The sequence below is a fragment of the Sinorhizobium meliloti genome (assembly GCF_017876815.1).
Lineage (GTDB): Bacteria > Pseudomonadota > Alphaproteobacteria > Rhizobiales > Rhizobiaceae > Sinorhizobium > Sinorhizobium meliloti.
Window position 1 is genome coordinate 454,478 of record NZ_JAGIOS010000001.1, and the last position, 21,981, is coordinate 476,458.

At 62.5% G+C, this 21,981-nt stretch carries 27 protein-coding genes and 1 pseudogene; 11 read left to right on the forward strand and 17 right to left on the reverse strand.

Annotated features, from left to right (window positions below; translation table 11 throughout):
* The first annotated feature begins 137 nt into the window (after positions 1-137).
* From JOH52_RS02180 to JOH52_RS02200, 5 genes and pseudogenes are all read left to right on the forward strand, one after another.
* On the forward strand, positions 138-404 hold the full coding sequence (locus JOH52_RS02180; RefSeq protein WP_010968791.1) for a hypothetical protein: 267 nt from the start codon (positions 138-140) through the stop codon (positions 402-404).
* Positions 405-658: 254 nt separating this feature from the next.
* Positions 659-808, forward strand: coding sequence for a hypothetical protein (locus JOH52_RS02185; protein ID WP_013844064.1), 150 nt, complete (start codon positions 659-661; stop codon positions 806-808).
* On the forward strand, positions 775-2,217 hold the full coding sequence (gene chrA / locus JOH52_RS02190; RefSeq protein WP_010968790.1) for a chromate efflux transporter: 1,443 nt from the start codon (positions 775-777) through the stop codon (positions 2,215-2,217). Before JOH52_RS02185 ends, chrA begins: the two co-directional genes overlap by 34 nt.
* A 78-nt stretch (positions 2,218-2,295) precedes the next feature.
* A pseudogene (locus JOH52_RS02195) lies at positions 2,296-3,497 on the forward strand (MFS transporter).
* 72 nt (positions 3,498-3,569) lie between these two features.
* Positions 3,570-3,752, forward strand: a complete 183-nt coding sequence (locus JOH52_RS02200; protein ID WP_013844062.1) for a hypothetical protein — start codon at positions 3,570-3,572, stop codon at positions 3,750-3,752.
* 12 nt (positions 3,753-3,764) lie between these two features.
* Here the strand turns inward: JOH52_RS02200 and JOH52_RS02205 are convergent, their stop codons facing one another.
* The 3 genes from JOH52_RS02205 to JOH52_RS02215 all read right to left on the reverse strand — a co-directional run bounded on the left by JOH52_RS02205 (position 3,765) and on the right by JOH52_RS02215 (position 6,308).
* Positions 3,765-4,133, reverse strand: a complete 369-nt coding sequence (locus JOH52_RS02205; protein ID WP_010968788.1) for a DUF1236 domain-containing protein — start codon at positions 4,131-4,133, stop codon at positions 3,765-3,767.
* 273 nt (positions 4,134-4,406) lie between these two features.
* On the reverse strand, positions 4,407-5,051 hold the full coding sequence (locus JOH52_RS02210) for a Vgb family protein (RefSeq protein ID WP_010968787.1): 645 nt from the start codon (positions 5,049-5,051) through the stop codon (positions 4,407-4,409).
* A gap of 33 nt (positions 5,052-5,084) precedes the next feature.
* Positions 5,085-6,308, reverse strand: a complete 1,224-nt coding sequence (locus tag JOH52_RS02215) for a hypothetical protein (protein ID WP_010968786.1) — start codon at positions 6,306-6,308, stop codon at positions 5,085-5,087.
* A 121-nt stretch (positions 6,309-6,429) separates the two neighbouring features.
* On the opposite strand from JOH52_RS02215, the gene JOH52_RS02220 reads away from it, so the two are divergent.
* Both JOH52_RS02220 and JOH52_RS02225 read left to right on the forward strand, forming a co-directional pair.
* Positions 6,430-7,242: a DUF899 domain-containing protein gene (locus JOH52_RS02220; protein WP_164855810.1), complete on the forward strand. Its 813-nt coding sequence runs from the start codon at positions 6,430-6,432 to the stop codon at positions 7,240-7,242.
* 7 nt (positions 7,243-7,249) lie between these two features.
* Positions 7,250-7,519 carry a hypothetical protein gene (locus JOH52_RS02225; protein WP_013844061.1) on the forward strand — a complete coding sequence of 90 codons (270 nt, stop codon included), beginning with the start codon at positions 7,250-7,252 and terminating at the stop codon, positions 7,517-7,519.
* Here JOH52_RS02225 and JOH52_RS02230 read toward each other — a convergent pair.
* Both JOH52_RS02230 and JOH52_RS02235 read right to left on the reverse strand, forming a co-directional pair.
* The gene (locus tag JOH52_RS02230; RefSeq protein WP_010968784.1) at positions 7,503-7,868 is read right to left on the reverse strand and encodes a hypothetical protein; all 366 of its coding nucleotides are present in this window, start codon (positions 7,866-7,868) and stop codon (positions 7,503-7,505) included. The genes JOH52_RS02225 and JOH52_RS02230 overlap by 17 nt on opposite strands.
* A 201-nt stretch (positions 7,869-8,069) precedes the next feature.
* Complete coding sequence (locus JOH52_RS02235; RefSeq protein ID WP_010968783.1) at positions 8,070-8,726, reverse strand: hypothetical protein; 657 nt, start codon at positions 8,724-8,726, stop codon at positions 8,070-8,072.
* 306 nt (positions 8,727-9,032) lie between these two features.
* On the opposite strand from JOH52_RS02235, the gene JOH52_RS02240 reads away from it, so the two are divergent.
* Positions 9,033-9,485 (forward strand): hypothetical protein, encoded by a 453-nt coding sequence (locus JOH52_RS02240; RefSeq protein ID WP_014526621.1) that lies wholly within the window; start codon positions 9,033-9,035, stop codon positions 9,483-9,485.
* Positions 9,486-9,595: 110 nt separating this feature from the next.
* Positions 9,596-10,168 carry an MgtC/SapB family protein gene (locus JOH52_RS02245; protein ID WP_010968781.1) on the forward strand — a complete coding sequence of 191 codons (573 nt, stop codon included), beginning with the start codon at positions 9,596-9,598 and terminating at the stop codon, positions 10,166-10,168.
* 24 nt (positions 10,169-10,192) lie between these two features.
* On the opposite strand, the gene JOH52_RS02250 is transcribed toward JOH52_RS02245, so the two are convergent.
* The 3 genes from JOH52_RS02250 to JOH52_RS02260 form a co-directional block, all read right to left on the reverse strand.
* On the reverse strand, positions 10,193-10,441 hold the full coding sequence (locus JOH52_RS02250; RefSeq protein WP_010968780.1) for a hypothetical protein: 249 nt from the start codon (positions 10,439-10,441) through the stop codon (positions 10,193-10,195).
* Between the two features lie 154 nt (positions 10,442-10,595).
* Complete coding sequence (locus JOH52_RS02255; RefSeq protein ID WP_003527152.1) at positions 10,596-11,849, reverse strand: NAD(P)/FAD-dependent oxidoreductase; 1,254 nt, start codon at positions 11,847-11,849, stop codon at positions 10,596-10,598.
* 240 nt (positions 11,850-12,089) lie between these two features.
* Positions 12,090-12,254, reverse strand: coding sequence for a DUF1328 domain-containing protein (locus tag JOH52_RS02260; RefSeq protein ID WP_003527150.1), 165 nt, complete (start codon positions 12,252-12,254; stop codon positions 12,090-12,092).
* Positions 12,255-12,964: 710 nt separating this feature from the next.
* Here JOH52_RS02260 and JOH52_RS02265 point away from each other — a divergent pair.
* A complete protein-coding gene (locus tag JOH52_RS02265; RefSeq protein WP_003527142.1) occupies positions 12,965-13,213 on the forward strand; it encodes a YMGG-like glycine zipper-containing protein in 249 nt (82 codons plus the stop codon).
* A gap of 78 nt (positions 13,214-13,291) precedes the next feature.
* Here JOH52_RS02265 and JOH52_RS02270 read toward each other — a convergent pair whose 3' ends face one another.
* Positions 13,292-13,480 (reverse strand): NepR family anti-sigma factor, encoded by a 189-nt coding sequence (locus JOH52_RS02270; RefSeq protein WP_003527140.1) that lies wholly within the window; start codon positions 13,478-13,480, stop codon positions 13,292-13,294.
* 257 nt (positions 13,481-13,737) lie between these two features.
* Here JOH52_RS02270 and rsiB2 point away from each other — a divergent pair, with 257 nt between their 5' ends.
* A complete protein-coding gene (gene rsiB2 / locus JOH52_RS02275) occupies positions 13,738-14,535 on the forward strand; it encodes a PhyR-type response regulator RsiB2 (protein ID WP_013844057.1) in 798 nt (265 codons plus the stop codon).
* A gap of 26 nt (positions 14,536-14,561) precedes the next feature.
* On the opposite strand, the gene JOH52_RS02280 is transcribed toward rsiB2, so the two are convergent.
* From JOH52_RS02280 to JOH52_RS02315, 8 genes are all read right to left on the reverse strand, one after another.
* Positions 14,562-15,692 carry an AI-2E family transporter gene (locus JOH52_RS02280; RefSeq protein WP_003527136.1) on the reverse strand — a complete coding sequence of 377 codons (1,131 nt, stop codon included), beginning with the start codon at positions 15,690-15,692 and terminating at the stop codon, positions 14,562-14,564.
* Between the two features lie 101 nt (positions 15,693-15,793).
* Positions 15,794-15,964 (reverse strand): hypothetical protein, encoded by a 171-nt coding sequence (locus JOH52_RS02285; RefSeq protein WP_003527134.1) that lies wholly within the window; start codon positions 15,962-15,964, stop codon positions 15,794-15,796.
* Between the two features lie 152 nt (positions 15,965-16,116).
* The gene (locus tag JOH52_RS02290; protein ID WP_014529056.1) at positions 16,117-16,461 is read right to left on the reverse strand and encodes a RidA family protein; all 345 of its coding nucleotides are present in this window, start codon (positions 16,459-16,461) and stop codon (positions 16,117-16,119) included.
* A gap of 64 nt (positions 16,462-16,525) precedes the next feature.
* Entirely contained in the window at positions 16,526-17,353 is an 828-nt protein-coding gene (locus JOH52_RS02295) for a dipeptide ABC transporter ATP-binding protein (RefSeq protein WP_003527132.1), read from the reverse strand.
* On the reverse strand, positions 17,350-18,204 hold the full coding sequence (locus JOH52_RS02300) for an ABC transporter ATP-binding protein (protein ID WP_003527131.1): 855 nt from the start codon (positions 18,202-18,204) through the stop codon (positions 17,350-17,352). The genes JOH52_RS02295 and JOH52_RS02300 overlap by 4 nt, the downstream gene beginning before the upstream one ends.
* Position 18,205: 1 nt before the next feature.
* Positions 18,206-19,114 (reverse strand): ABC transporter permease subunit, encoded by a 909-nt coding sequence (locus JOH52_RS02305; RefSeq protein ID WP_003527129.1) that lies wholly within the window; start codon positions 19,112-19,114, stop codon positions 18,206-18,208.
* A gap of 10 nt (positions 19,115-19,124) precedes the next feature.
* On the reverse strand, positions 19,125-20,129 hold the full coding sequence (locus JOH52_RS02310; RefSeq protein ID WP_003527127.1) for an ABC transporter permease subunit: 1,005 nt from the start codon (positions 20,127-20,129) through the stop codon (positions 19,125-19,127).
* A 103-nt stretch (positions 20,130-20,232) separates the two neighbouring features.
* Positions 20,233-21,828, reverse strand: a complete 1,596-nt coding sequence (locus JOH52_RS02315) for an ABC transporter substrate-binding protein (protein WP_003527124.1) — start codon at positions 21,826-21,828, stop codon at positions 20,233-20,235.
* Positions 21,829-21,981 lie beyond the last annotated feature (153 nt).

The following is a 21,981-nucleotide window of genomic DNA, read 5'->3' on the forward strand; positions in this document are numbered from 1 at the left end:
TCGAGCGCCCCGCCATACCTCTCCTCGCAGCATCGTCGTTGCCTGCCATTCATCCGGCGTTCAGGGCCGATCTTCGAAACTAAGCGCTCAGAGATGCGTTGATCCGGCATACGAGAATACGACGAAGGAGCCCGACCATGAAGCTTTTGACCATCGCAGCGGCGGCCGGCGTGGCTCTCACCCTGTGCGCCGGCAACGCGCTGGCCGACCCCTGGAAAGACGAAAGCGGTCACGGGCGCTGGCGTGGGTATCATGACGAGCCACGCTATGAACGAAGAGCATACAAGGAAGAGTATCGCCGCGGTCGCTGCAAGATCGAGCGGAAATGGGACGAGGACGAGTACAAGGAAGAGATCAAGTGCAAGCGCGGGCCGCGGCCTGCCTATGGATATTACCGGTACTGAACGCAGCTCGCGTGGCTATCTTCCGGTCAGGCGCCGGTGGCGCTCGCCGGCGGCCGGTCGGTGCCGCTTATCAGTCGACGCATCTGGTCCATGGCAGAGATCATCGCGCGCGGAGCCCGAAACATCCGGACCATTGACCATCGCTTGACAACGACAGCCAAAGGCCAGAAAACACGTTCCATGGGGTTGCGATCACCCCACGAGGCGACAGCCGAAGCATCGCGTCCGATAAACCGCCAGGCGGAGGACGCGCCATGTCTTCACTTCTCGAAATTTCCCCCGAAAAGCTTGCCCGCTTCATAGGCACCCCGAACTGCCCGGTCCTCATCGCCGTGCGCTGGTGCCGTGACGCGACTGATGAGATACACACATGGCCGTCGCCGAAGAAGGGAGCGTGGAATTGACCGAAACTGCACAGAACACCACCGCATCGGCTCAAGGTCAGGCTTTGAGCCATGGTATTTCCTTTGGCGAGGCGCTCCGGGTCTGGGCACGCGTGGCGGCTTTGAGCTTTGGTGGCCCAGCCGGACAGATCGCGATGATGCACCGCATCATTGTCGAGGAGAAACGCTGGATTGGCGAGACCCGGTTTCTACATGCGCTGAACTATTGCACCCTGCTGCCGGGGCCGGAAGCGCAGCAGCTTGCAATCTATATCGGCTGGCTCATGCACAAGACCAAGGGCGGTCTGGTCGCCGGAGCCCTGTTCGTGCTCCCCGGCGCCGTTGCCATCATGGTGCTGAGCTGGATCTACGCCATCTTCGGAAATGTCGGCGCCGTTCAGGCGCTGTTCTTTGGATTGAAGGCCGCGGTTCTGGCGATCGTGCTCGAAGCGGTTCTTCGTATCGGCCGCCGGGCGCTCAGGAACCGTGCCATGATAGCCCTTGCCGCCGGGGCATTCATCGCGCTCTTCCTGTTCCGCGCTCCCTTCCCACTGGTCGTCCTCACTGCGGGTCTCATCGGCTTTGTCGGCGGTCGAGCCGGCTGGGCTGCCTTTCAGGCGGGGAACGGACACGGAAAAGTTGGCAGCAGGCAAGTCGCTGATATCGAGACCGCGCTTGGCGAAGAGGTTCCGGCCCATGCACGACCCCCAATCAGCTGGTCGCTCAAGGTTGCCGGTGTCGCTCTCTTTTTGTGGTTCGCTCCGGTGCTGGCACTTGTCGCGTTGCTTGGCCCAGGCAATGTCTTCACCGACATCTCGATCTTCTTTTCGAAGATGGCGATGGTCACCTTTGGCGGCGCCTATGCGGTTCTCTCCTATGTCGCTCAACAAGCCGTCGAGCACTATCATTGGCTGAAACCCGGCGAGATGCTCGACGGTCTCGGCATGGCTGAGACGACGCCTGGCCCGCTGATCATGGTCACTCAGTTCGTGGGCTTCATGGGCGCCTACCGCGACCCCGGTCTGCTTCATCCATTGCTCGCCGGCACGCTCGGCGCGCTGCTCACGACCTGGGTGACTTTCGTGCCCTGCTTTCTCTGGATTTTCCTCGGCGCGCCGTTCATGGAAACGATGCGCAACAACAGGGCTCTGTCCGCCGCGCTGGCGGCGATCACCGCGGCGGTCGTCGGGGTCATCCTCAATCTGGCAGTCTGGTTCGCGTTGCACGTGCTCTTTCGCGAACTCTATGAAGCGCGCGGATTCGGCATGACGGTCGATGTGCCGGTTCTGAGTTCTGTGAACCTTGCCTCTCTCATCCTGACCGTCGGCGCGATTGTCGCGGTGTTCCGGTTCAAAATCGGCATGCTGACAGTCTTGGCCGGCTGCTCCCTCATCGGCCTCGTCTATGGATTGTTCATGGGGTGGATCTAGCTCCCGAAAACGCGATCCGGCAGCGCTTCGATTGAGAAGCGCGCAGGGCTCGAGGGAGGGGGCGCTCCGAGCGAAGGTATGAAGGCGGTGCAAAGCATTCATCCGGCCACCTATCTTTTTGCGGCGCGCGCCTTACGCGATTTTGGCGACGGGTTCGTCGCCATTCTGTTGCCGGTCTATCTGCTTGCTTTGGGATTTTCGCCGCTGCAGGTCGGCGTCATCGCGACCGCATCGCTCTCCGGCTCCGCACTCTTGACGATCGCGATCGGATTCCTCGGTGCGCGCCGTGATCTCCGCGGCTTGCTCCTGGCCGCCGCCGGCCTGATGGTCGCCTCCGGTGTCGCCATGTCTATCGTCAATGATTACGCGCTCCTGCTGGTGGTCGCCTTTGCAGGTACGATCAATCCATCGGCAGGCAGCGTGAGCGTCTTCGTCCCACTGGAGCATGCGGTGCTTACCCGCGAAGTGGCGAGTGCCGAGCGGACGCGCATGTTCGCTCGCTACAGCCTCGCCGGAGCGCTCGCAAGCGCCGTCGGGGCGCTCGCGGCAGCTCTACCGGATTTCATGACGACCTTCGGCTCGGGCAACTGACCGCCATCAAGCTGATGTTCGTTGTCTACGCGTTTTTAGGTCTGGCTGGCGCAGTACTTTATGCCCGCATGCCTCCGCGCATCACCCGCGGCGAGCCCGCGAAAGCAGCACTTGGCCCTTCGCGCGCTATCGTATTCAAGCTCGCAGCCCTGTTCAGCCTCGATGCATTCGCTGGCGGGTTCGTGGTGCAGTCGTTGCTCGCCCTGTGGCTGTTCGAGCAATTCAATCTGTCGCTCGCGGAAGCCGGGGTGTTTTTCTTCTGGTCGGGCGTGCTGTCGGCCTTCTCTTTTCCTGTCGCCGCATGGTTATCGAAGCGGGTTGGCCTCATCAACACGATGGTGTTCACTCACATCCCATCGAGCATCGCCCTGATGCTGGCAGCATTCGCGCCTACCTTGCCGCTGGCGCTTGCCTTGCTATTGATACGTGCGGCACTCTCGCAAATGGATGTTCCGACGCGTTCATCCTATGTGATGGCGGTCGTGACCGAGGCGGAACGCGCCGCGGCCGCAAGCTTCACCTCGGTGCCGCGCAGTCTCGCCGCAGCGGTCAGCCCTGCACTGGCAGGCGCTCTCTTCGCTGCTTCGTTTCGTGCTTGGCCGTTCCTAATCTGCGCCGCGCTGAAGATCACCTACGACGTCCTGCTCTTGCTGCAGTTCCGACACCACAAGCCACCTGAGGAATACTGAGCCGACCGCCTCCTCCGCACCAGGAACCACGCCGCGGCTGGCCCGTTCTCCTTCTGCCGAAAGGAGAAGACGATGAGTACCAAGGATACCAATGCCACTCCGGAACAGTCGGAACCAGCCGACGTCCGTCAGCCGGCAAACCGAAAGAAGCATCGGGACGAGGAGTCGATCGCACCACCAGCGGTCCAGCCTCCAGGGGCAAAGGACACAAGTGAGAAACCCGAAGTGAACCCGGTCACCGGCGGGGCGTTGTAGCGCTCGCCGCGCCTATTTGACCACCTGCACGACGGTGCGGCTCTTCACATCCGCGATGACGCGCTTCTCGTTGACCACCGCAAAACCATAGCGCCTGTCGGCCGGAACCGTATTGAGAAAGACTGTTTCAGGCACCGGTTTGCCGACGGATATCTGTTCCTGCAGCACAAGCGGCCGTTGCGGAAATGGCTGCAGTTCGACGTATTCCGTCACGCCTGGCGGCGGCGGATCGATCGCCGCACCCTCAACGGGCCCTGCGACAGCCGCCACGGTCGTATCGGCAGCGCTGATTTCGTTTGTGCTTTGCGCTTGGGCAGGAGCCGCGGTCAAGAAAACCGCAACACCCAATGCAACGGAGCTCTTGACGAGTACAATTGTCATGAGAGCTACTCCAGCTACGAATCCCTTCTCATGAAGAATCGCCTGCCGAGAGCTTTGTTCCGGCGTGCCTGCGGCATCAGACCTTGGTCCTACACGGGAAGGTTAAAGGTCCTAGGACCGTTGCACGCTGCTCCTCGTGACGCATATCGCTCTGAGACGACCACGGCGGCATCCTCGTCAGCCGTCCACGTCGTCTGAAGGTCCCGGAGCCAACGCGATTGTCCCTTCTAAACGCTCCGGGACCTTCATTTCCGTCCATATACGGGGGACCGTCTAAGCGGAGACCCGGCTTGGCCTGCGCACGGCCCTCACCTTCCCGCTGCTTCCTCCGCCACAGTAAAACCGGTCTCCGCCATCGGATTCGAGGCCGGAAACGCCTACACCCGGGGGCATCTCGAGCGTTTCGAGGACTTCTCCCGTTTCCGGGTCAAGGCGCCTCAGGTCGCTCTCGTCGCCTTCCCATGTGGCATGCCAGAGCTCGCCGTCGACCCAGGTGACGCCGGTGACGACTCGGTTGGATTCGATGGTGCGGAGAATCTTCCCGGTGTCGGGATCGACCTGGTGGATCTTCCGCCCTCGATAGTGGCCCACCCAGAGCGTTCCTTCAGCCCAGGCGAGGCCTGAATCACCGCCCTCGGCAGGCGCCGGAATGGTGGCAAGCACGCGGCCGGTCGCCGGATCGATCTTCTGGATACGATCCTCTGCAATCTGGTACAGATGCTCACCGTCGAAGGCCGTTCCCGCATGTGCGGCGACATCGATCGAGCGCACCGTCTTGCCGCTCTCCGGATCGAGGGCGTTCAGCCTGTCGCCGGAGGCGAACCAGACATGCCGGCCATCGAAGGTGACGCCGGCCACCTGCCCGGTATTCGGGAAAGGTCCGTATTCCTGGAGAATTTCTGCTTTCGATCGTTTCATTTTTCCGTCCTCGTCGCTGTAATGTCTCGCATCCTAGTCGCTCGGTAGCGGGCCCGGGAGTAACAAGACTGTCGGGAAGCCCAGGACGGGCGGGGTCATCCAGCGAAGCGCCCGTCCGCGGCCGAAGGACTGCACCTTGCCGGCCGACGCAAGCTGCTCGAGTGCCCGCTGCACGGTGCGCGGGCTCGCCCCGAGCGCAATCGCCAGCGCCGAGCTCGACCACGATTCGCCGTCGGCAAGGAAGGCAAGCACCGCCGCATGCTGGTCTTCGACGGGCGGCGCCAGCACGACGATCTCACCGGCGGCGCGGAGTGAGAGCGCGAAACCCTGCTTCGTCGCCCGCACCTCCGCCAGAGACCGAAGCTCTGCCCGAAGGCGTCCGATCTCCACGCGCAACCGCGCGCGGTGGGATTCGTCTGCATGTCTCGCACGGAAGGCGCGCGCTAGGAGCGTTGCTCTCGGCACGTCTTCCGGCCAGGCTTCGCCGAGCGCACGCGCAAGCGCGAAGAGCACCGGACGCGTGGCGAGCGAGACCACGCGCTTTTCGTTCCGCACCACATTGCGGCAGGCATCCACCACGAGTGCCCCGGAAGAGAGCAGCGTTTCGACTTCCTCGATGAGGAGAGACCGCTCACCGCCGCTGCCGATCAGGCGCGCGACCGGCGCATCCAGCACGAGCGATGCGCTTTCGACCTCAGCCGTCAGTGCCGGGATGTCGGCTTCGCGCGCGGCGCGTTCGGCTCGGGCGAGCGATATCCGCGCGGCTTTCGCCTGCAGACGCCGTATGGCGATGCCGGCGATGACCAGTTCGCGGGCCGCCCGCGTCGCCGGGGGGAGCGGCATGCCGGAGTCGAGCTCCGCAAGCGCGCGTTCGGCCTCGTCCAGGCGGCCGATGAGAAGCAGGCGCCGGGCCTCGAGATTGCGCGCATGCGCGGCATTGACGTGGTCGCCATGCGCTTCGAGGGTCGATCTCGCCGCTTCGAGCGTTTTCGTGGGCCAGCCGAGATCCCGCGAGACGAGAGCGATCTCGGCCTCGGCGACGATGCAGCGCGCGCGCGCCACCGCCTGCCTCTGGCCGAAGGCATGCGCAGCACTTCTGAGAAGGGTCTTCGCCCGGCCGAAATCGCCGAGCTGCGCCATCGCGATGCCCCGAAGCGCGAGCGCATGGGCGTCGTCGCGCAAAGCCACGCGGTTCAGTACGCCGAGAAGATCGCCGGCCGCGAGCGCCCGTGCCGCAGCGGTGATCAGCGAGTCCATCGAAATCCCGTCACACTTGTCACTCTCACCGTTCGATCTCCGGCTCTAGTCTGGGTTCCTGTCGGTCGAGCAACCCGCCCCCGGGCAATGTACGACGACAAATGGCCAAAGGAGAAGAATGATGACGGCACATGCAATCGGAACACGGGAAGAATGGCTGGCTGCGCGGCTCGACCTGCTCGAGGCCGAAAAGAACCTGACGCGGCGAAGCGACGAGCTGGCGAAGTGGCGCCGGGAATTGCCTTGGGTACGGATCGACAAGGCGTACCGGTTCGAGACTGACGAAGGCGAGGCCTCGCTGCGCGACCTCTTCAAGGGGTGTTCGCAACTCCTCGTCTACCATTTCATGTTCGGGCCCGATTATACCGCCGGCTGCCCGTCCTGTTTGGCGATCGCCGATGGTTTCAACGGGATCGTCGCTCATCTCGAAAACCACGACGTCGCCTTCTCCGCGGTCTCGCGCGCGCCGCTTGCGAAGCTCACGGCCTATAAGCGACGGCTGGGATGGAGCTTCCCCTGGGCTTCTTCGGACGACGGCGCCTTCAACCGTGATTTCTGCGTCTGGTTCACCGAACAACAACAGCGCGAGGGCGGCATCGAGTATAATTTCCGCCGCGAGCCGCCAATCCCCGAGCAACCGGCGTCCGAGCCGCTCGCGGGCAGGACAGTCCGGGAATGGGACGCAAGCGGCAGCGAGGGGCCGGTCGCACAGATCGCAGCCATGACGGGGACCGACGTCGCCACCTATACACGCGACAGGCCCGGTGTCAGCGCCTTCGCGCTCGAAGACGGCATCGTCTACCACACCTACTCCAGTTATGCGCGTGGACTGGATGGGCTATGGGGCATGTATCAGTGGCTCGACCGGACCCCCAAGGGACGCAACGAGAACGGCATCTGGTGGCGCCGCCACGACGAATATGCCCAAGGGTGACCGTCCGATGCGGCTCGCAACGGGTACCGCCGCGCGTGGCCTGGCCGACTGGCTGGGCCTCGCCGCCGCACCGGCTTTCGCGGTCATGGCGCTTCTGACCGCCGGCGGTGATGCGGATATCTGCTCATCGATACAAGGTGCTTCGCTGCTGAGCGGAATGAGCAGCATGTATTTGCTGATGTCAGTTTTTCACCTGGCGCCATGGCTGAAGCTGATTTCCGCAAGACGGGAAGCGCCAACCGATCCGGCGCTTCCGCGGATCACTCCGCCGACTTGAACTGCAGCGTGAACACGTTGCCCGCGATCTCATCGGAGAGTGATTTCGAGAACTCCAGCGGCACGCAATTCTGCAGCGCCTCGGTGGCGGCGGTCACGAAAGCCTGCCGCTGCTTTTCGTCGCCGTTCACTTCGATCGCGGTCGGCCGGGGCGGCCCCATCAACGTACCGTCGCCGCGGAACCCGAACCTGAGGGTGACGAAGGAATCCTTGAAGCCTTGCGGCGGAGTCCAGCATCTGCCAAGCGCGGCTCCAAGGTCGGCCACCGTATAAAGCGGCTCGGCGTGGAGCCTCTCAGCCCCCGAAACGGCAAGGATTAGACCAGTGCAAGCCAGTCTCGCCATCTGCATCGTCTTCAGCCCCTATCCCAGAGGATGGTGAAGCTAGAGCGGGATGAGGAAAAGTGTGTGCAGTTTTCCGCCCGCATCCCGCGTCTCAACCTACTAGAATCGATCACGTTCATGCCTTTAGGCCGACGGCCTGAAACCATCATGATCTAGCAGATTCGGAAACGCCTGCAACGGGCCCGTATTCACATACGGACTTGCGCCTCAGCGGCGCTTCGTTTTCAGCGCCGCATGGCTCGTGAGGCTGAGAAAGACGGCCAGGAACATGATGCCGAGGATCTTGAAGCCCTCCTCGACGAAAACCAGTCCGGCGAAGTTTTCCGAAACCGCGTCCACCAGGAAGGAACAGCCGAGCGAGGCGACGGCGGCAGCAAGCAGGACCCACTGAATATTCCGGCGGATAAACCAGGCGTGATAACAGAGCGTCGCCAGCAACAGCATATGGGGAACAAGGACAAACGGCTCCGGGACCCCGGCCGTGGCAATCGCCTCATGAAGCATCAGGAGATCGTCGATGCCCATCAACCCGGAAAAGAGCCCGCCGGCGAGAAGCGTGCGTCGCAGATGCGGCGCGTCGTAGCCGGCTCCGGACCAATAGGCCTGGAGAGCCGCGATCCCTCCCGTAAACCAGAGAATGACGCCGAGATTGGAGACCAGCCCGAAATATTTCGGCTGCCCGGCAATCGCGTTGGGGTCGCGTACGAGGTCGTAGTAGTCGATGCCAAAAAGCCGGTCGGCGATGACGATCGACGTCAACAGCACGATGCAGGAGCAGATGACGAGGAGGGCGTAGTGGAAATCACCCTGTATTCGCCTCTCCCGTGGCAGGGCTTTGGCCGTGGTGATGCCTTCGACATCCATCTCGATCCTCCGCAACAGATGCCCCAGCATGCCACCGCGGACGGTCAGCTGCCTTTGTGACAGTTTTATGACAAGGCGCGACCGGCGGTTGCGGACCTCCCGGCAAGGTGGTCCGGGACGCGCGGCACGGTCCCGCACACAACGGAACCTTGCAGGTTTTCGGACGTTAATCGTTGCGTCGTGTGCTCACCGGCCCGCGACAAGGTCGCAATTTACTTGCGGTGGTACGGAACCCCTCCCCTAGGGTCATGCTGATTGGGGATCTATGCAAAGGCGAATTTGCAGGCGGGGTGACGGAGAGAAAGGATGTATGCCATGAACCAGCACGAAGAATTGCGGGAGAAGCCGCCGCTCGATCCTGCCACCGGCCAACCGACGCCGCGGGACCCGGAAGTGCCCGTGACCAGATCGCGCCGTAGCAGCTGGCCTTTGCTGGTCATCATTCTTGCCGGTCTGATACTCGCGTTGATCGCCTGGCTTCCGGCAGAGCTGACCAGGGATGCCGAGAACGAGCCGGTCGCGCCGGGCCAAACCGAGACGACCCCGTCCGACGCCACCCCGCCGGCCGCTCAACCCGCGCCTACGGACCAGGCCGCGCCTACGAATGAGGCCGCACCTACGGACCAGGCGACGCCGCCCGCCGGGGGAACCACGGCGCCGGCAGCACCTGAGACCCAGACCCCGGCAGCGCCCGAGACGCCGGCAGCACCGGCAGCACCTGCCACGCCGGCACAGCCGCAGAGCGCTCCTGCGCAGTAGAACGACGAACGCCCCTTGTCGAGCGGGATGAAGCGGCTTGCCGCGCCATCCCGCTCTTCTGCAGTTAGATCCTCCCCGAGGGGTCGAGTGACGGAGCGGGTTCGTCTTTCATGAACGAAATCTTTGCCGACATCCTTGCCGATACCCAAACACCTTATCCGGTGATATTCGCGCGGCTCTTCGGCGCGGTCCTGCTCGGCGCAATGATCGGCGTCGAGCGTGAGAAGCGGCAGCGGCCGGCAGGGCTCAGGACCCATATTCTCGTCAGCCTCGCCTCCGCGATCTTCGCGGTGGTCGCCATCGAAAGCGTGCACATGAAAAGCCTTTCCGGCCCCGAGGTGCGCATCGATCCCATTCGCGTCGTGGAAGCCGTAACCGCGGGAGTGGCCTTTCTCGCTGCCGGCATGATCGTCTTTTCGAAGGGGGAGGTGAAGGGGCTGACGACCGGCGCCGGCATGTGGCTTGCCGGCGCCGTCGGTCTCTCGGTCGGCTTCGGCTTCTGGCTGATCGCGGCCTTCGCCGCCGTTGCGAGCCTCGTCGTGCTCTTTGTCCTCGGCCGGCTGGAGGTGGCGCTGCAGTGGAAGGCACCGGACGAGTTCTACAACACGGGTTCTACGTCGCAGAAGAATGAAGATGCAGGAGAAGACCGGCCCCGAGACCGGGACGATATACGCGAACGTTGATCGGAGCCGCCAATGGCGGTTCGATCAGCGCAGTTCGGAAATTGGGGTTGTTTGATACCCGCCCAAGGGGAGCGGACGGTTATCGAAGACCGCCCTCCCCTCCTTCAGGCCATGAATGACAGCAACGGCCTTGCGGGCTTCGTCCGGCGTCGCGAACAGCTGGCCTTCCAGGGACCAGACGCTGAATTTCACGGCCATGAACCGCAACCGTCCGTTCTCCGGAATCAGCGCGCCGACAGCCTCGCCGGCAAACTCCACCGTCTGCTTGCTCATCGTGTTTGAAACTCCTCCCTCGGCCGGGCAAAGCCCAAGCGGGCCGACTCTTGCGGTCAGCCGCAGGAGAAACACGCGAAGCGCAGGTTGGTTCCGGCGCCGAACGGAAAAAGCTTGAGCCATGAAGGATAAGGACCTCCGGATGGAAACCGCTCTATGCGAGGAAGCGCTCCGGCCGATACGGCGTGATGTCGATCACAGGCTTCTCACCCGTCATCGCCTGTGCCAGCGCCCGGCCGGTGACCGGCCCGAGCGTCATGCCGTGATGCGCGTGGCCGAAGGCGAACCAGAGGCCTTCGTGCCGCGGAGCCTTACCGATAACAGGCATCATGTCGGGCGTGCAGGGGCGCGCGCCCATCCACGGTTCCTCGTCGCGCCGCTCGGCGAGCGGGAAGAACTCGCGAGCGACCCGCTCCGCTCGTGTCAGCTGCACCGGCGTTTTCGGCGCATCGCGCAACGCGAACTCGGCGCCGGTCGTCAGCCGGATACCGCGCAGCATCGGCGCCAGGAAATATCCCTTCTCGGCGTCGAGCACCCAGTTGTTGAGCTGAGCGCCCTCCCTGATGCCATAATGCATGTGGTAGCCGCGCTTCACGGCGAGCGGGAAATGGTAGCCGAGCTTTCGCGTCACCGTGTCGGCCCACGGCCCGAGCGCGACGACGACCTCCCGGGCCTCCAAAGGGCCGTCCGGTGTGGCGACACGCCAGCCCGCCCCTTCCAGAATATGCTCCAGCGTCGCCGCATCGCCGGAAACGAGCCGGCCGCCGAGCGACTGGAAGTAGGCGAGATATGCCTTGTTCAGGCTGTGCGGATCGCGGATCGACCACGGATCGGTCCAGCGCAGGCCGCCGGCGAGTTCGGCCTGGATGGATGGTTCGATCGTCTTCAGCTCGCTGGTCGAAAGCTTCTGGTGATTGACTCCGAAGCCGGCGGAAAGCCGCTCTGCGTCCTTATAGGCCGCGTCCCGCTCCTTTTCGGTGCGGAAAACCTTCATCCAGCCATCCTTGCGAATGAGGTCGCCGGCGCCGGATGCGTCGATCAAGTCCTGATGTTCCGCGATCGAATGTTCGATAAGCGGTGCATAAAGATGGGCTATCTTCTGGTGCTGGGTGAAGCCCGAGTGCCACCAGTAGCGCGCGAGGAACGGCACGAGACTGGGCAGCGCACGGAAGTGATAGCTGGCGTCGATCGTGTTGTTCAGGGCGTAACGGAAAAGCGCTCCGAAATTGTGCGGGAAGCCGTAGGGGAAGACGCCCTCGCGCTGTATCAGGCCTGCATTGCCGTAGGACGTCTCCTCCCCCGCACCGCGCCGGTCCAGAAGCACCACCGACTTTCCAAGCCGAGCCAGATGGATCGCGCTGGAAATGCCGACAATGCCGGCACCGAGAACCACTACGTCCGTCTTCATGTGCAGATGCTCTCCTATCCGTCAAACCGCCGTGCCGCGTCACTTCACGACGACAACTTCCAGGGATTTCGTGGGAGGTGGTGTCCTGACATGCGCGGCGGGTATTCGCATGAATAGCCAAGCGAGCCCGGCAGGGCAAGGGAACAGAGCGTCACACCGCAACTGGAAAGGGGTGGAGACGAGAGCTCCACCCCTTATCGTTCGGCACCAATTTGCGGGCGGCAAGCCCCGCCTGGAGGCTCACGTTCGCCGGATGAGACCCGCTACGAGCGAGATCACGAGGAATATGAGGAACAGGAAGAACAGGACCTGCGCAATTCCCGCCGAAGCGCCGGCAATTCCGCCGAAGCCGAGCACACCGGCGATGATCGCGACGATCAGAAACACGAGAGCGTAATAGAGCATCTGCTATCTCCTTGTCTGCGCTACCGAAATCGAAACGCGTGTCGGCTCGCCTTTGTTCCCGGATCGGCCCCGGCTGCGCGGCGCGAGGGTGTTTGCGTGGTTCAGAAAGCATTGATTAACCAAGAGAACCGCAAATAGAACGGAACTTATATTTCCCGTGCAAGCGAGAGGAACCTTCGAAAGGCGCTTGGCGTTGTTCGCATTGAAAGAATTTCCGGGAAGACAATGAAGATACCATCGCGACATATTTGGAAGACCGTAAACGAGGCCGGCCGTTATCAGGCGGATCTGCGCGATCGGAATCTTCATATAGGCAGGACGATGCGCGACCTTCAGCGCCACTCCGAGGAAAAGTACAACAAGCGGATCCAGGCACTGCTTGAAACTCTGGAACGTGCCGAACGCCAGTCGCATAAATGACGATCGCTCCGTGTCCCTCCGGCAACAGGCATGCGCCCTGGCGTCGTGCCGCGCGGAACAAAAGGCGCCAATCGGCGTTTTGGCGACAATAACAAGCGCCGCGGCGGCGGCATCCATGGGAGATGGGAATGCAAGCCTCGGCGGCGCCTGTTGTGATCACCCCTCCAGTGGGGATCGACGCTCAGATGAGCGTCGCAGCGGCTCCAGCCATGGCCTCGGCGCGCATTTCCGCCGAAGACTGTGCTCGGCAACTCCAGCAGTTCTGTATCAACCCTGAATAGGAACGCGTCATGAAGAAGCTACTCGTCGTCGCAAGCCTGATCCTTCCCCTGGCTGCCTGCACGCAAACCGAACGAGGTGCGGCGATCGGCGCTGCCTCCGGCGGTATCATCGGTGGTGCCATATCGAATGATGTCAGGGGAGCTGCGGTAGGCGCCGCTGTCGGCGGTGTCGCCGGAGCCCTTATCGGTCGTGCGAACGAGCCCGGCTATTGCGTCTATCGCGACCGCTACGGCCGCCGCTATACCGCGCGCTGCTGATACGAACGGCCAGCCGAGCCGCGCTCCGGCCGGCTCGGCTCGTTTCGTCGGTGGCCGACTGGCGTGAACGCTGCGACGTTACTCGCGCGGTCGTTCTTCGGCCTCATCCAGACGGTGCAGAAGGTCCAGAAAGTGCTGCGGCACCGGCTCGTTCTCCACCGCCTGGTAGAGCGCCTTCAGCTTCGAAGCGATTTGACCGTGAGGTTGCGTCGTTTCGGCGGGGGCGACCCCCGCTGGCACGGCGCCTTTCTTTGAGGACTTCTTCATCTTCCCGTTCCGTGCGGGCTGCAGTTCCGCGCCATTTTCAGATCCGCGGTAACCTGATGTGGCGCTTTTCGTGCCTGTCGGGTTCAGCTTCGGCCAATCCCATCCAAGGCCGCACCAGCCGGTCGCCCAATTCATTTGCCGCGACTGTTTCTCAAGGCTTTCCATAAACCGGAATACGTGCTCAAAACATTTGAGGTATCCTGCTGCGCGCCGTCGGCAAGACAGGAACATATGCATAATAGTTTAGGAAGGTCTAAATGCCACTTTCCACAAGGATTGCGCCCCACCTCCCCTATCTTCGGCGTTACGCCCGTGCCGTCACCGGCTCGCAAGCAGCAGGCGATGCCTATGTCGCTGCCGTGCTCGAAGCGCTGATCGACGATCTCGAGCTTTTTCCAGCCGCGTCGAACGATCGCATCGGTCTTTACAAGCTGTTCTGTTCCCTGTTCGAAAAACTCAAGATCGACCGAACCCAGCTCGCCTCGCCTTTCGCATGGGAGCAGAGGGCGGCCTCCAATCTCTCCCTCATCGCGCCGCCCCAGAGACAGGCATTCCTGCTCGTCGCCCTCGAGGGTTTCTCGACCGGCGAGGCGGCGGAAATCATGGGGCTTGACCAAGGCGCCTTCGGCAAGCTGCTGACCAGCGCCTCGGAGGAGATTTCGCGCCAGATCGCAACCGACGTGATGATCATCGAGGATGAGCCTCTCATCGCGTTGGATATCGAGGACATGGTGACGAGCCTCGGTCACCGGGTCACCGGGATCGCCCGCACGCGCCGCGAGGCGCTTGATCTCTATCACCAGACATCGCCGAAAATGGTGCTTGCGGATATCCAGCTGGCCGACGGCAGTTCGGGCATCGACGCGGTCAACGACATCCTGACGCAGGCGGCCGTACCGGTCATCTTCATCACCGCCTTTCCCGAACGGCTGCTGACCGGCAAGAAACCCGAGCCGGCCTTTCTGGTAACCAAACCCTTCAACCCGGAAACCGTGAAGGCGCTGATCAGCCAGGCTCTTTTCTTCGACGAACATGCGCAAGCCGGAGCGAGCTAGATAACCCTTGAAGTCAGCATGAAGGGTCAGCCCGGCAACTGGCGTTCCGGCTGGGGCAGCAGTATCTGCTCGAATATGATCATCGCGATCAGCGACAGCGGAAAGGCGAGGAGCGCCCCGACAGCACCCCACATCCACGTCCAGAAAATGATCGCGACGAAGACCAGAAACGGATTGATATCGAAGCGTTGGCCGAGGATGGCGGGCACCAGCAGATTTTCCATGGCGAGGTGAACGGTGAAGAAGGCGACCGCCGGGGCGATGGCCACGATGAGCGCATCATGCGTCATCAGCCCGCCGACGACCAAAGAGAGGGTCATGAAGGTGACGCCGAGATAGGGAATGAAACTCGAGACGAAGGCGAACAGCCCCCAAAGCGGGGGCATCGCCAGTCCGCCGACCAGCGCAATGACCATGGTTATGAAGCCCAGCGCCAGATAGATCAGGCTGGCGGTCGAGAAATATTGCGTAAGCGCATCCTCGAGGGCGTTCATGACTCGGATCGCGCTCAGGCGACCTTCGCGGCTGGGAAAAGCGAGAATGATCGTGCTGCGCAGCTGAACGCGCCCGAGCAGGAAGAGTACAAGGGCGGCCAGGAAGATCAGGGTCTGCACCAAAGCGGGCGTCAGGCTCGCCGCCGCGCCGCCGATCAGCGGTCCCGCATTCTTGACGATGACGTCGGCAAAAGCCTCTTCTCCGCTGCCGCGGGCAAGCGCTACGTTTACCCATTCGAAGCGCTGCAGATAGGGCAGTATCCGCTCCATGAGGCCTTCGACGAGCCGCGGCGCCTCGCGCGCGACCTCGGTGATCGGCCAGAGGATGGCATTGACCAGGTATGACAGGCCAAGCAGAAAGCATAGCGCCAGCAAAAGGCCGCCGAACATGGGCGGCAGCCCGAACCGCGCCAGTTCATCGGCAGCGCGGCCGAGAACGATGCCGATGACGACGGCGAGCGTGATCGGCAGGAGGATCGCTTCCATCGTATAGACGACTGCCGCGCAGGCGATCACGAACAGGCCGATGACGCTCCAGGCGCCGGCGAGATCGATGTTGTCGCGTTTTCTGGCGACGATCGCCGATGCCTCTGCCAGAGCGATTTCCCTCTCCGCTTCGCGCTTTCGTCGACGCTCGGCCGTCGTCCGCCCGGCTGTGTCCATCGGCACCTACCTCTCAAACGCTCGTGCGGCGAACAGCCCGTTCGCGGATGCAGGACGGAGGTGGCGCACTCCACCGCAGGATGCCCCCCGCGAAGCGTTGCTCAATGTTGCTCAGGCGGGAACAGGTGGAGCGTGGCGGAAAGCAGGCCAAGCCCACCGATGATGATCAGCAATGTGTAGGCCACGTCCTCCGGCGTCCGCGGGAAGAGACCCATGCCAAGTACCAGCACGGCAAGCGCTGACACGACGAGCCGTGGCACCCAGTAGAGCATGTCTCAACCTCCATTGCGGAACGCACCGATAAACGCCGCAACTGCGGAAATCGTTCCTGCGCGACACGCGTGTAAGGACGGCAGCAAAACGCCGCCGGCCCAGGGGCCGACGGCGGGGAAAGTGGAGCGTATATCTGCTTGCGTGAAACGGCTTAGAGAGCTGCCGTCACGATGACTTCGACGAGATATTCCGGGGTTGCGAGTTTCGCTTCGCCGGTCGCGCGGGCCGGCGCGTGGCCCTGAGGCACCCAGGCGTCCCAGACCGAGTTCATCTTGGCGAAGTCCGCCATGTCGGCAAGCCAGACGGTCGCGGAAAGAATGCGCGTCTTGTCCGTGCCTGCGAGCGCCAGCAGACGGTCGACCTCCGCCAGCGCCTGCTTCGTCTGGGTGACGACGTCGTCGCCGGCATTGCCGACCTGGCCGGCGAGATAGACCGTGTTGTTGTAGACCACGGCCTGGCTCATCCGCGGGCCGGTTTCGAAACGCCTGATTTCCATAATCCTCATCCTGGTATTGAGCCGAACAACGGTCTGCCGGCATTTGGGTGATACGTATTTCCGCTCAGGCGGCATTCTTCCGGGCGAGCCGGGCCTTGATGCTGGCAACATCCGCCCGCGGCGTCGCCGCGAACAACGTCTTCGTATAATCGTGCTGCGGGTCGGAGAATACCGCGTCCCGGCTGCCATACTCGACCGCTTCGCCGTAATACATCACCATTACGTCATCGGCGATGTAGCGCACCACCGACAGATCGTGACTGATGAAGACATAGGTGAGCTTGAATTCGTCCTGCAGATCGGCGAGCAGGTTCAGAACCTGCGCCTGTACGGAGAGGTCGAGGGCCGAAACCGGCTCATCCAGAACCAGAAGCTTGGGATTGAGCATCAGCGCACGGGCGATCGCGATGCGCTGCCGCTGGCCGCCGGAGAACATGTGCGGATAGCGATTGTAGTGCTTCTCCTCGAGGCCGACCTTCTTCAACATCGCCATTGCCCGCTCGCGGCGTTCGCCTGCCGGGACCTTGGTGTTGATGATGAGCGGTTCCGCGAGAATATCGCCGATCTTCTGGCGAGGATTGAGGGAGCCGTAAGGGTTCTGAAAGACGATCTGGACCTTGCGGCGCATCTCCGCCGTCAGCCCTTCGCGGGCGATGTCGACCGTCTTGCCGTCGATCAACAGCTCTCCCGCGGTCGCCGGGTCGATGAGCGTGATGATGCGTCCGAGCGTAGACTTGCCGCAGCCGCTTTCGCCCACGATCGCGAGCGTCTTGCCCTCGTCGACCGTGAAGCTTACGCCCTTCAGCGCATGAACGGTGCGCGCCTTGCGGAACAGGTTGCCGGGAATGTGATAGTCACGCACCAGGTTGCGGGCTTCGAGAACATGGGTCATCGAGCAGCTCCCTCGAGCATTTGTTGCTCATTGAAAAGTTCGGAAATCGTCGGCAAGCGGTCTCCCGTCGCATTCTCCGGCAAGGCCGAGAGAAGCGCGCGGGTGTAATTGCTCTTCGGCGACTCGAACAGCGACAGGACATCCGCCTCTTCGATCTTCCGGCCCTTGTACTGCACGATGACGCGATCCGCCGTCTCCGCCACGACGCCCATGTTATGGGTGATCATGATGAGGCCCATGCGGAATTCCTGCTGCAGCTTCATCAGGAGATCGAGAATCTGCTTCTGGATCGTCACGTCCAGTGCGGTTGTCGGCTCGTCTGCGATGAGCAGTTTCGGGTTGCAGGCAAGCGCGATGGCGATCATCACGCGTTGGCACTGCCCGCCCGACATCTGGTGCGGAAAGTGCCCGAGGCGCTCGGCCGGGTCGGGAATGCCTACCGCCTCGAAAAGCTCGATCGCGCGCTTGCGCCGCGCGGCCCGGTCGAGGCCCATATGTATCCGCAGCACTTCCTCGATCTGGAAACCGACGGTGAAGCATGGATTGAGGCTGGCGATGGGCTCCTGAAAGATCATCGCAATGTCCTTGCCGACGATCTTGCGACGGTCGGAGGCCGGCATCTTCAATAGATCCCGTCCGTTGAAGGCGAGCTTGTCCGCGGTCACCTTGGCGGTCCAGGGCAGAAGCCCCATGGCGGCAAGCATGGACACGGATTTGCCGGAGCCCGATTCCCCGACGATCGCCAGGACCTCGCCCTCATGCACTTTGAGCGAGACGCCGTCGACGGCTCGGAACGGCCCGGACGCCGTCTGGAATTCGACGACGAGGTTTTCGATTTCGAGAAGCGCCATGTCAGGACCTCTTCAGCTTGGGGTCTAGAGCGTCGCGCAGGCCGTCGCCCATCAGATTGATTGCCAGAACGGTCACGAGGATAGCGAGGCCTGGAAGCGTCACGACCCACCAGGCACGGAGGATGAATTCGCGTGCTTCCGCCAGCATCGTTCCCCATTCCGGCGTCGGCGGCTGCGCACCCATGCCCAGGAAGCCGAGTGCCGCCGCATCGAGGATCGCGCTCGAAAACGAGAGCGTCGCCTGAACGATGAGCGGCGCCATGCAGTTCGGCAGGATGGTCTTGAACATCAGCCTCGCATGTCCGGCTCCGGCGACCTTCGCCGCCACCACGTAGTCGCGCGTCTTCTCCGTCATCACCGCCGCCCGCGTCAGGCGAACGAAATGCGGCTGGAAAACCAGCGCGATCGCGATCATCGCATTGGTGAGGCCCGGCCCCAGCACCGCCACCAGGACGAGCGCCAGCAGGAGCGACGGGAAGGCCAGGATGATGTCCATGACCCGCATGATGACCGTGTCGATCCACCCGCGGAAATAGCCGGCGATGACGCCGACGAGGATTCCGCCGGTCAGCGACAAAACCGTCACGATGACGCCGACGAAGAGCGAGAAGCGGGTGCCGTAGATGAGACGGGAGAGCATGTCGCGGCCGACGGCGTCGGTGCCGAGCAGGAAAGTCGCGCGGCCGCCTTCCTGCCAGACGGGCGGGAGCAGCACCGCCTCACGGAACTGGATGGTCGGGTTATGGGGTGCCACCAGCGGAGCGAAGATGGCGAGCAGCACCAGGAACAGGAAGAAGAACAGGCCGATGACGGCGCCGCGGTTCTCCGAGAAATAATACCAGAACTCGGCGAGACGCGCCCGGCGCGTCGGATCGGTGGATATGGCGGTTGTTGCGGTAGCTTCGGTCATATCGCTCTCCTCAGTGCCGGATGCGGGGGTTGATCAGGCCGTAGAGCAGATCCACGGCGAGGTTCACCAGCATGATGACCGCGGCTATGATCAGGAGCCCGCCCTGTATGACGGCATAGTCGCGCCGGAAGACCGAATCGACCATCCATTTGCCGATCCCCGGCCAGGAGAAGATCGTCTCCGTCAGGATCGCGCCCGCCAGCATCACACCGATCTGCAGGCCGATGGTGGTGACGACAGGGATCATCGCATTGCGCAGCGCATGAATGCCGACCACACGGAAGGTGGAGAGCCCCTTGGCACGCGCGGTGCGCACATAGTCCTCGGAAAGCACTTCGAGCATTGCCGAGCGGGTCTGGCGCGCGATGACGGCGAGCGGAATGGTGCCGAGAACGATCGTCGGCAGGATGAGGTGATTGAAGGCCGACTGGAACGCCCCTTCCTGGCCGGACAATAGCGAGTCGACCAGCATGAAGCCGGTGACAGACGGGAAGAAGAACATCAACGAGATGCGCCCGGACACCGGCGTCCACTGCAGAATGCCGGAGACGACGATGATCAACAGCAGGCCCCACCAGAAAATCGGCATCGAGAAGCCGATGAGCGCGGTGCCCATGATGATCTGGTCGAAGATGGACCCGCGCTTGACTGCCGCGACGACACCGGCGGGGATGCCGACGACCACCGCGAAGATGATGGCGCAGAGCGACAGCTCGACGGTCGCCGGGAAGAGCTCCATGAACTGATCGATCACCGGCTTCTTGGTGACGATCGAGGTTCCGAAATCGCCCTGCAGAACGCCCCAGAGATAATCCAGGTACTGCATGACGATGGGGCGGTCGAAGCCCAATTGGTGGGAGATCTCGGCGTGCCGCTCCGGCGACATCACCCGTTCGCCGGAAAGCAGCGCCACGGGATCGCCGGGAAGCAGGCGGATGAAGGAAAAGGCGATGATGGAAACCCCGATGAAAGTCGGGATCAGAACTGCCAAACGCCCCAGAAGGAATCGGAACATAGTCAAACCTCATGCCAACCGTGGCCGCATAAGCGGCGCACTGGCAAAAAGGAAGAGGGGCGCTCGCCAGCGGCAAACGCCCCCTTCGGATCATTCGATAAGATTACTCTACAATATCAACGCCGTCGAAAGCAAAGTCGCCGAGCGGGCTCTGCACGAAGCCTTCGACATTCTTGCGCATCGGGACGATGGAGAGCGAGTGGTCGAGCGTCGCCCAGGGGGCTTCGCGCTTGAAGACGACCTGCGCCTCCTCGTAGAGCTTGGTGCGCTCTGCCACGTCGGATGCTTCCTTCGCCTTCGTGACGAGTTCGTCGAACTCCTTGTCGCACCACTGCGCGCGGTTGTTGCCGCCGACAGCGTCGCAACCGAGCAGCGTGTCGAGGAAGTTGTCCGGGTCGCCATTGTCGCCCGTCCAGCCGAGGATGACCGCACCGTCGCGGTCCTTCGCCTTGGACTTCTCGAGATATTCCGCCCATTCGTAGGAGACGATTTCGACCTTGACGCCGACCTTGGCGAAATCGGCCTGCATCAGCTCGGCGGCACGGCGGGCGTTCAGCATGTAGGGACGCGCGACCGGCATCGCCCAGACCTTCATCGAAAGGTCCTTGACGCCGGCATCCTCGAGCATCTTCTTCGCCGCTTCCGGATCGTAGGTGTCGTCTTCGATGTGTTCGTTATAGGACCACATCGTCGGCGGGATCGGGTTGGTCGCCGGCGTGGCCTGGCCCTGGAAGACGGCGTCGACGATCGCCTGCTTGTTGATCGCCTTGTTCAGCGCCTTGCGCACTTCGACCTTGTCGAAGGGCGGCTGCGTCGTGTTGTAGGCGAGATAGGCGACGTTGAGGCCGGCCTGCTCCATCACCTTGAGGTTCGGATCGGCCTTCATGGCTTCCACATCGGCCGCGTTCGGATAGGGCATCAGGTGGCATTCGCCGGCCTGCAGCTTCTGGAAGCGAACGGCCGCATCCGTGGTGATCGCGAAGACCAGATCGTCGATCTTCTGTTTTCCGCCCCAGAAGTCCGGATGAGCCTTGTAGCGGATGACCGCGTCCTGCTGGTAGCCGACGAAGGCGAAAGGACCGGTGCCGAGCGGCATCTGGTTGAGCTGGTTCATCTTGCCTTCGGCCTGCAGCTTGTCGGCATATTCCTTCGACATGATCGATGCGAAGGGCATGGCAAGATTGGCGAGGAACGGCGCTTCCTTGCGCTTCAGCTTGATCTTGACCGTCATGTCGTCGACTTTCTCGACCGACTCGAGCAGTTCCGGCAGGCCCATGCCCGCGAAATATTCCCAGGAACCGCCGGTTACGTAGCCGTGCCACGGATGGTCGGACTTCCACTGGCGCTCGATCGAGAAGATCACATCATCGGCGTTCAGTTCGCGGGTGGGCGTGAAGAACTCGGTCGTCTGGAACTTGACGCCGGGACGCAGCTTGAAAGTATATTCGAGACCATCGTCGGAAATCGTCCAGCTTTCGGCGAGCCCGGGCTCGGTCTCCGTCGTGCCCTTCTTGAACTCGAGAAGACGGCTGTAAACGGTATGCGCGGCAGCGTCGAACGTGGTGCCGGCCGTATAGAGGCCCGGGTCAAAGCCTTCCGGCGACCCTTCCGAGCAGAAGACGAAAGTTTTCGACCAGGCAGTGCCGGCCATCAGCGTGGCAATCGCCGTCGCTGCCAAGAGAGTAGTGAGCTTTTTCATGAGCTTGCTTCCCAGATTTGTTTTTGTTCTCGCAATTTATCTGACGCGGCATGACGTTTACACCCGGTCAAGGCCGGATGGAACGACATTTGGCGTCGCAATGCAATAAGTCGCTTTGGAATTTTGTCTATGCGAAAAATTCTTCCGCAAATA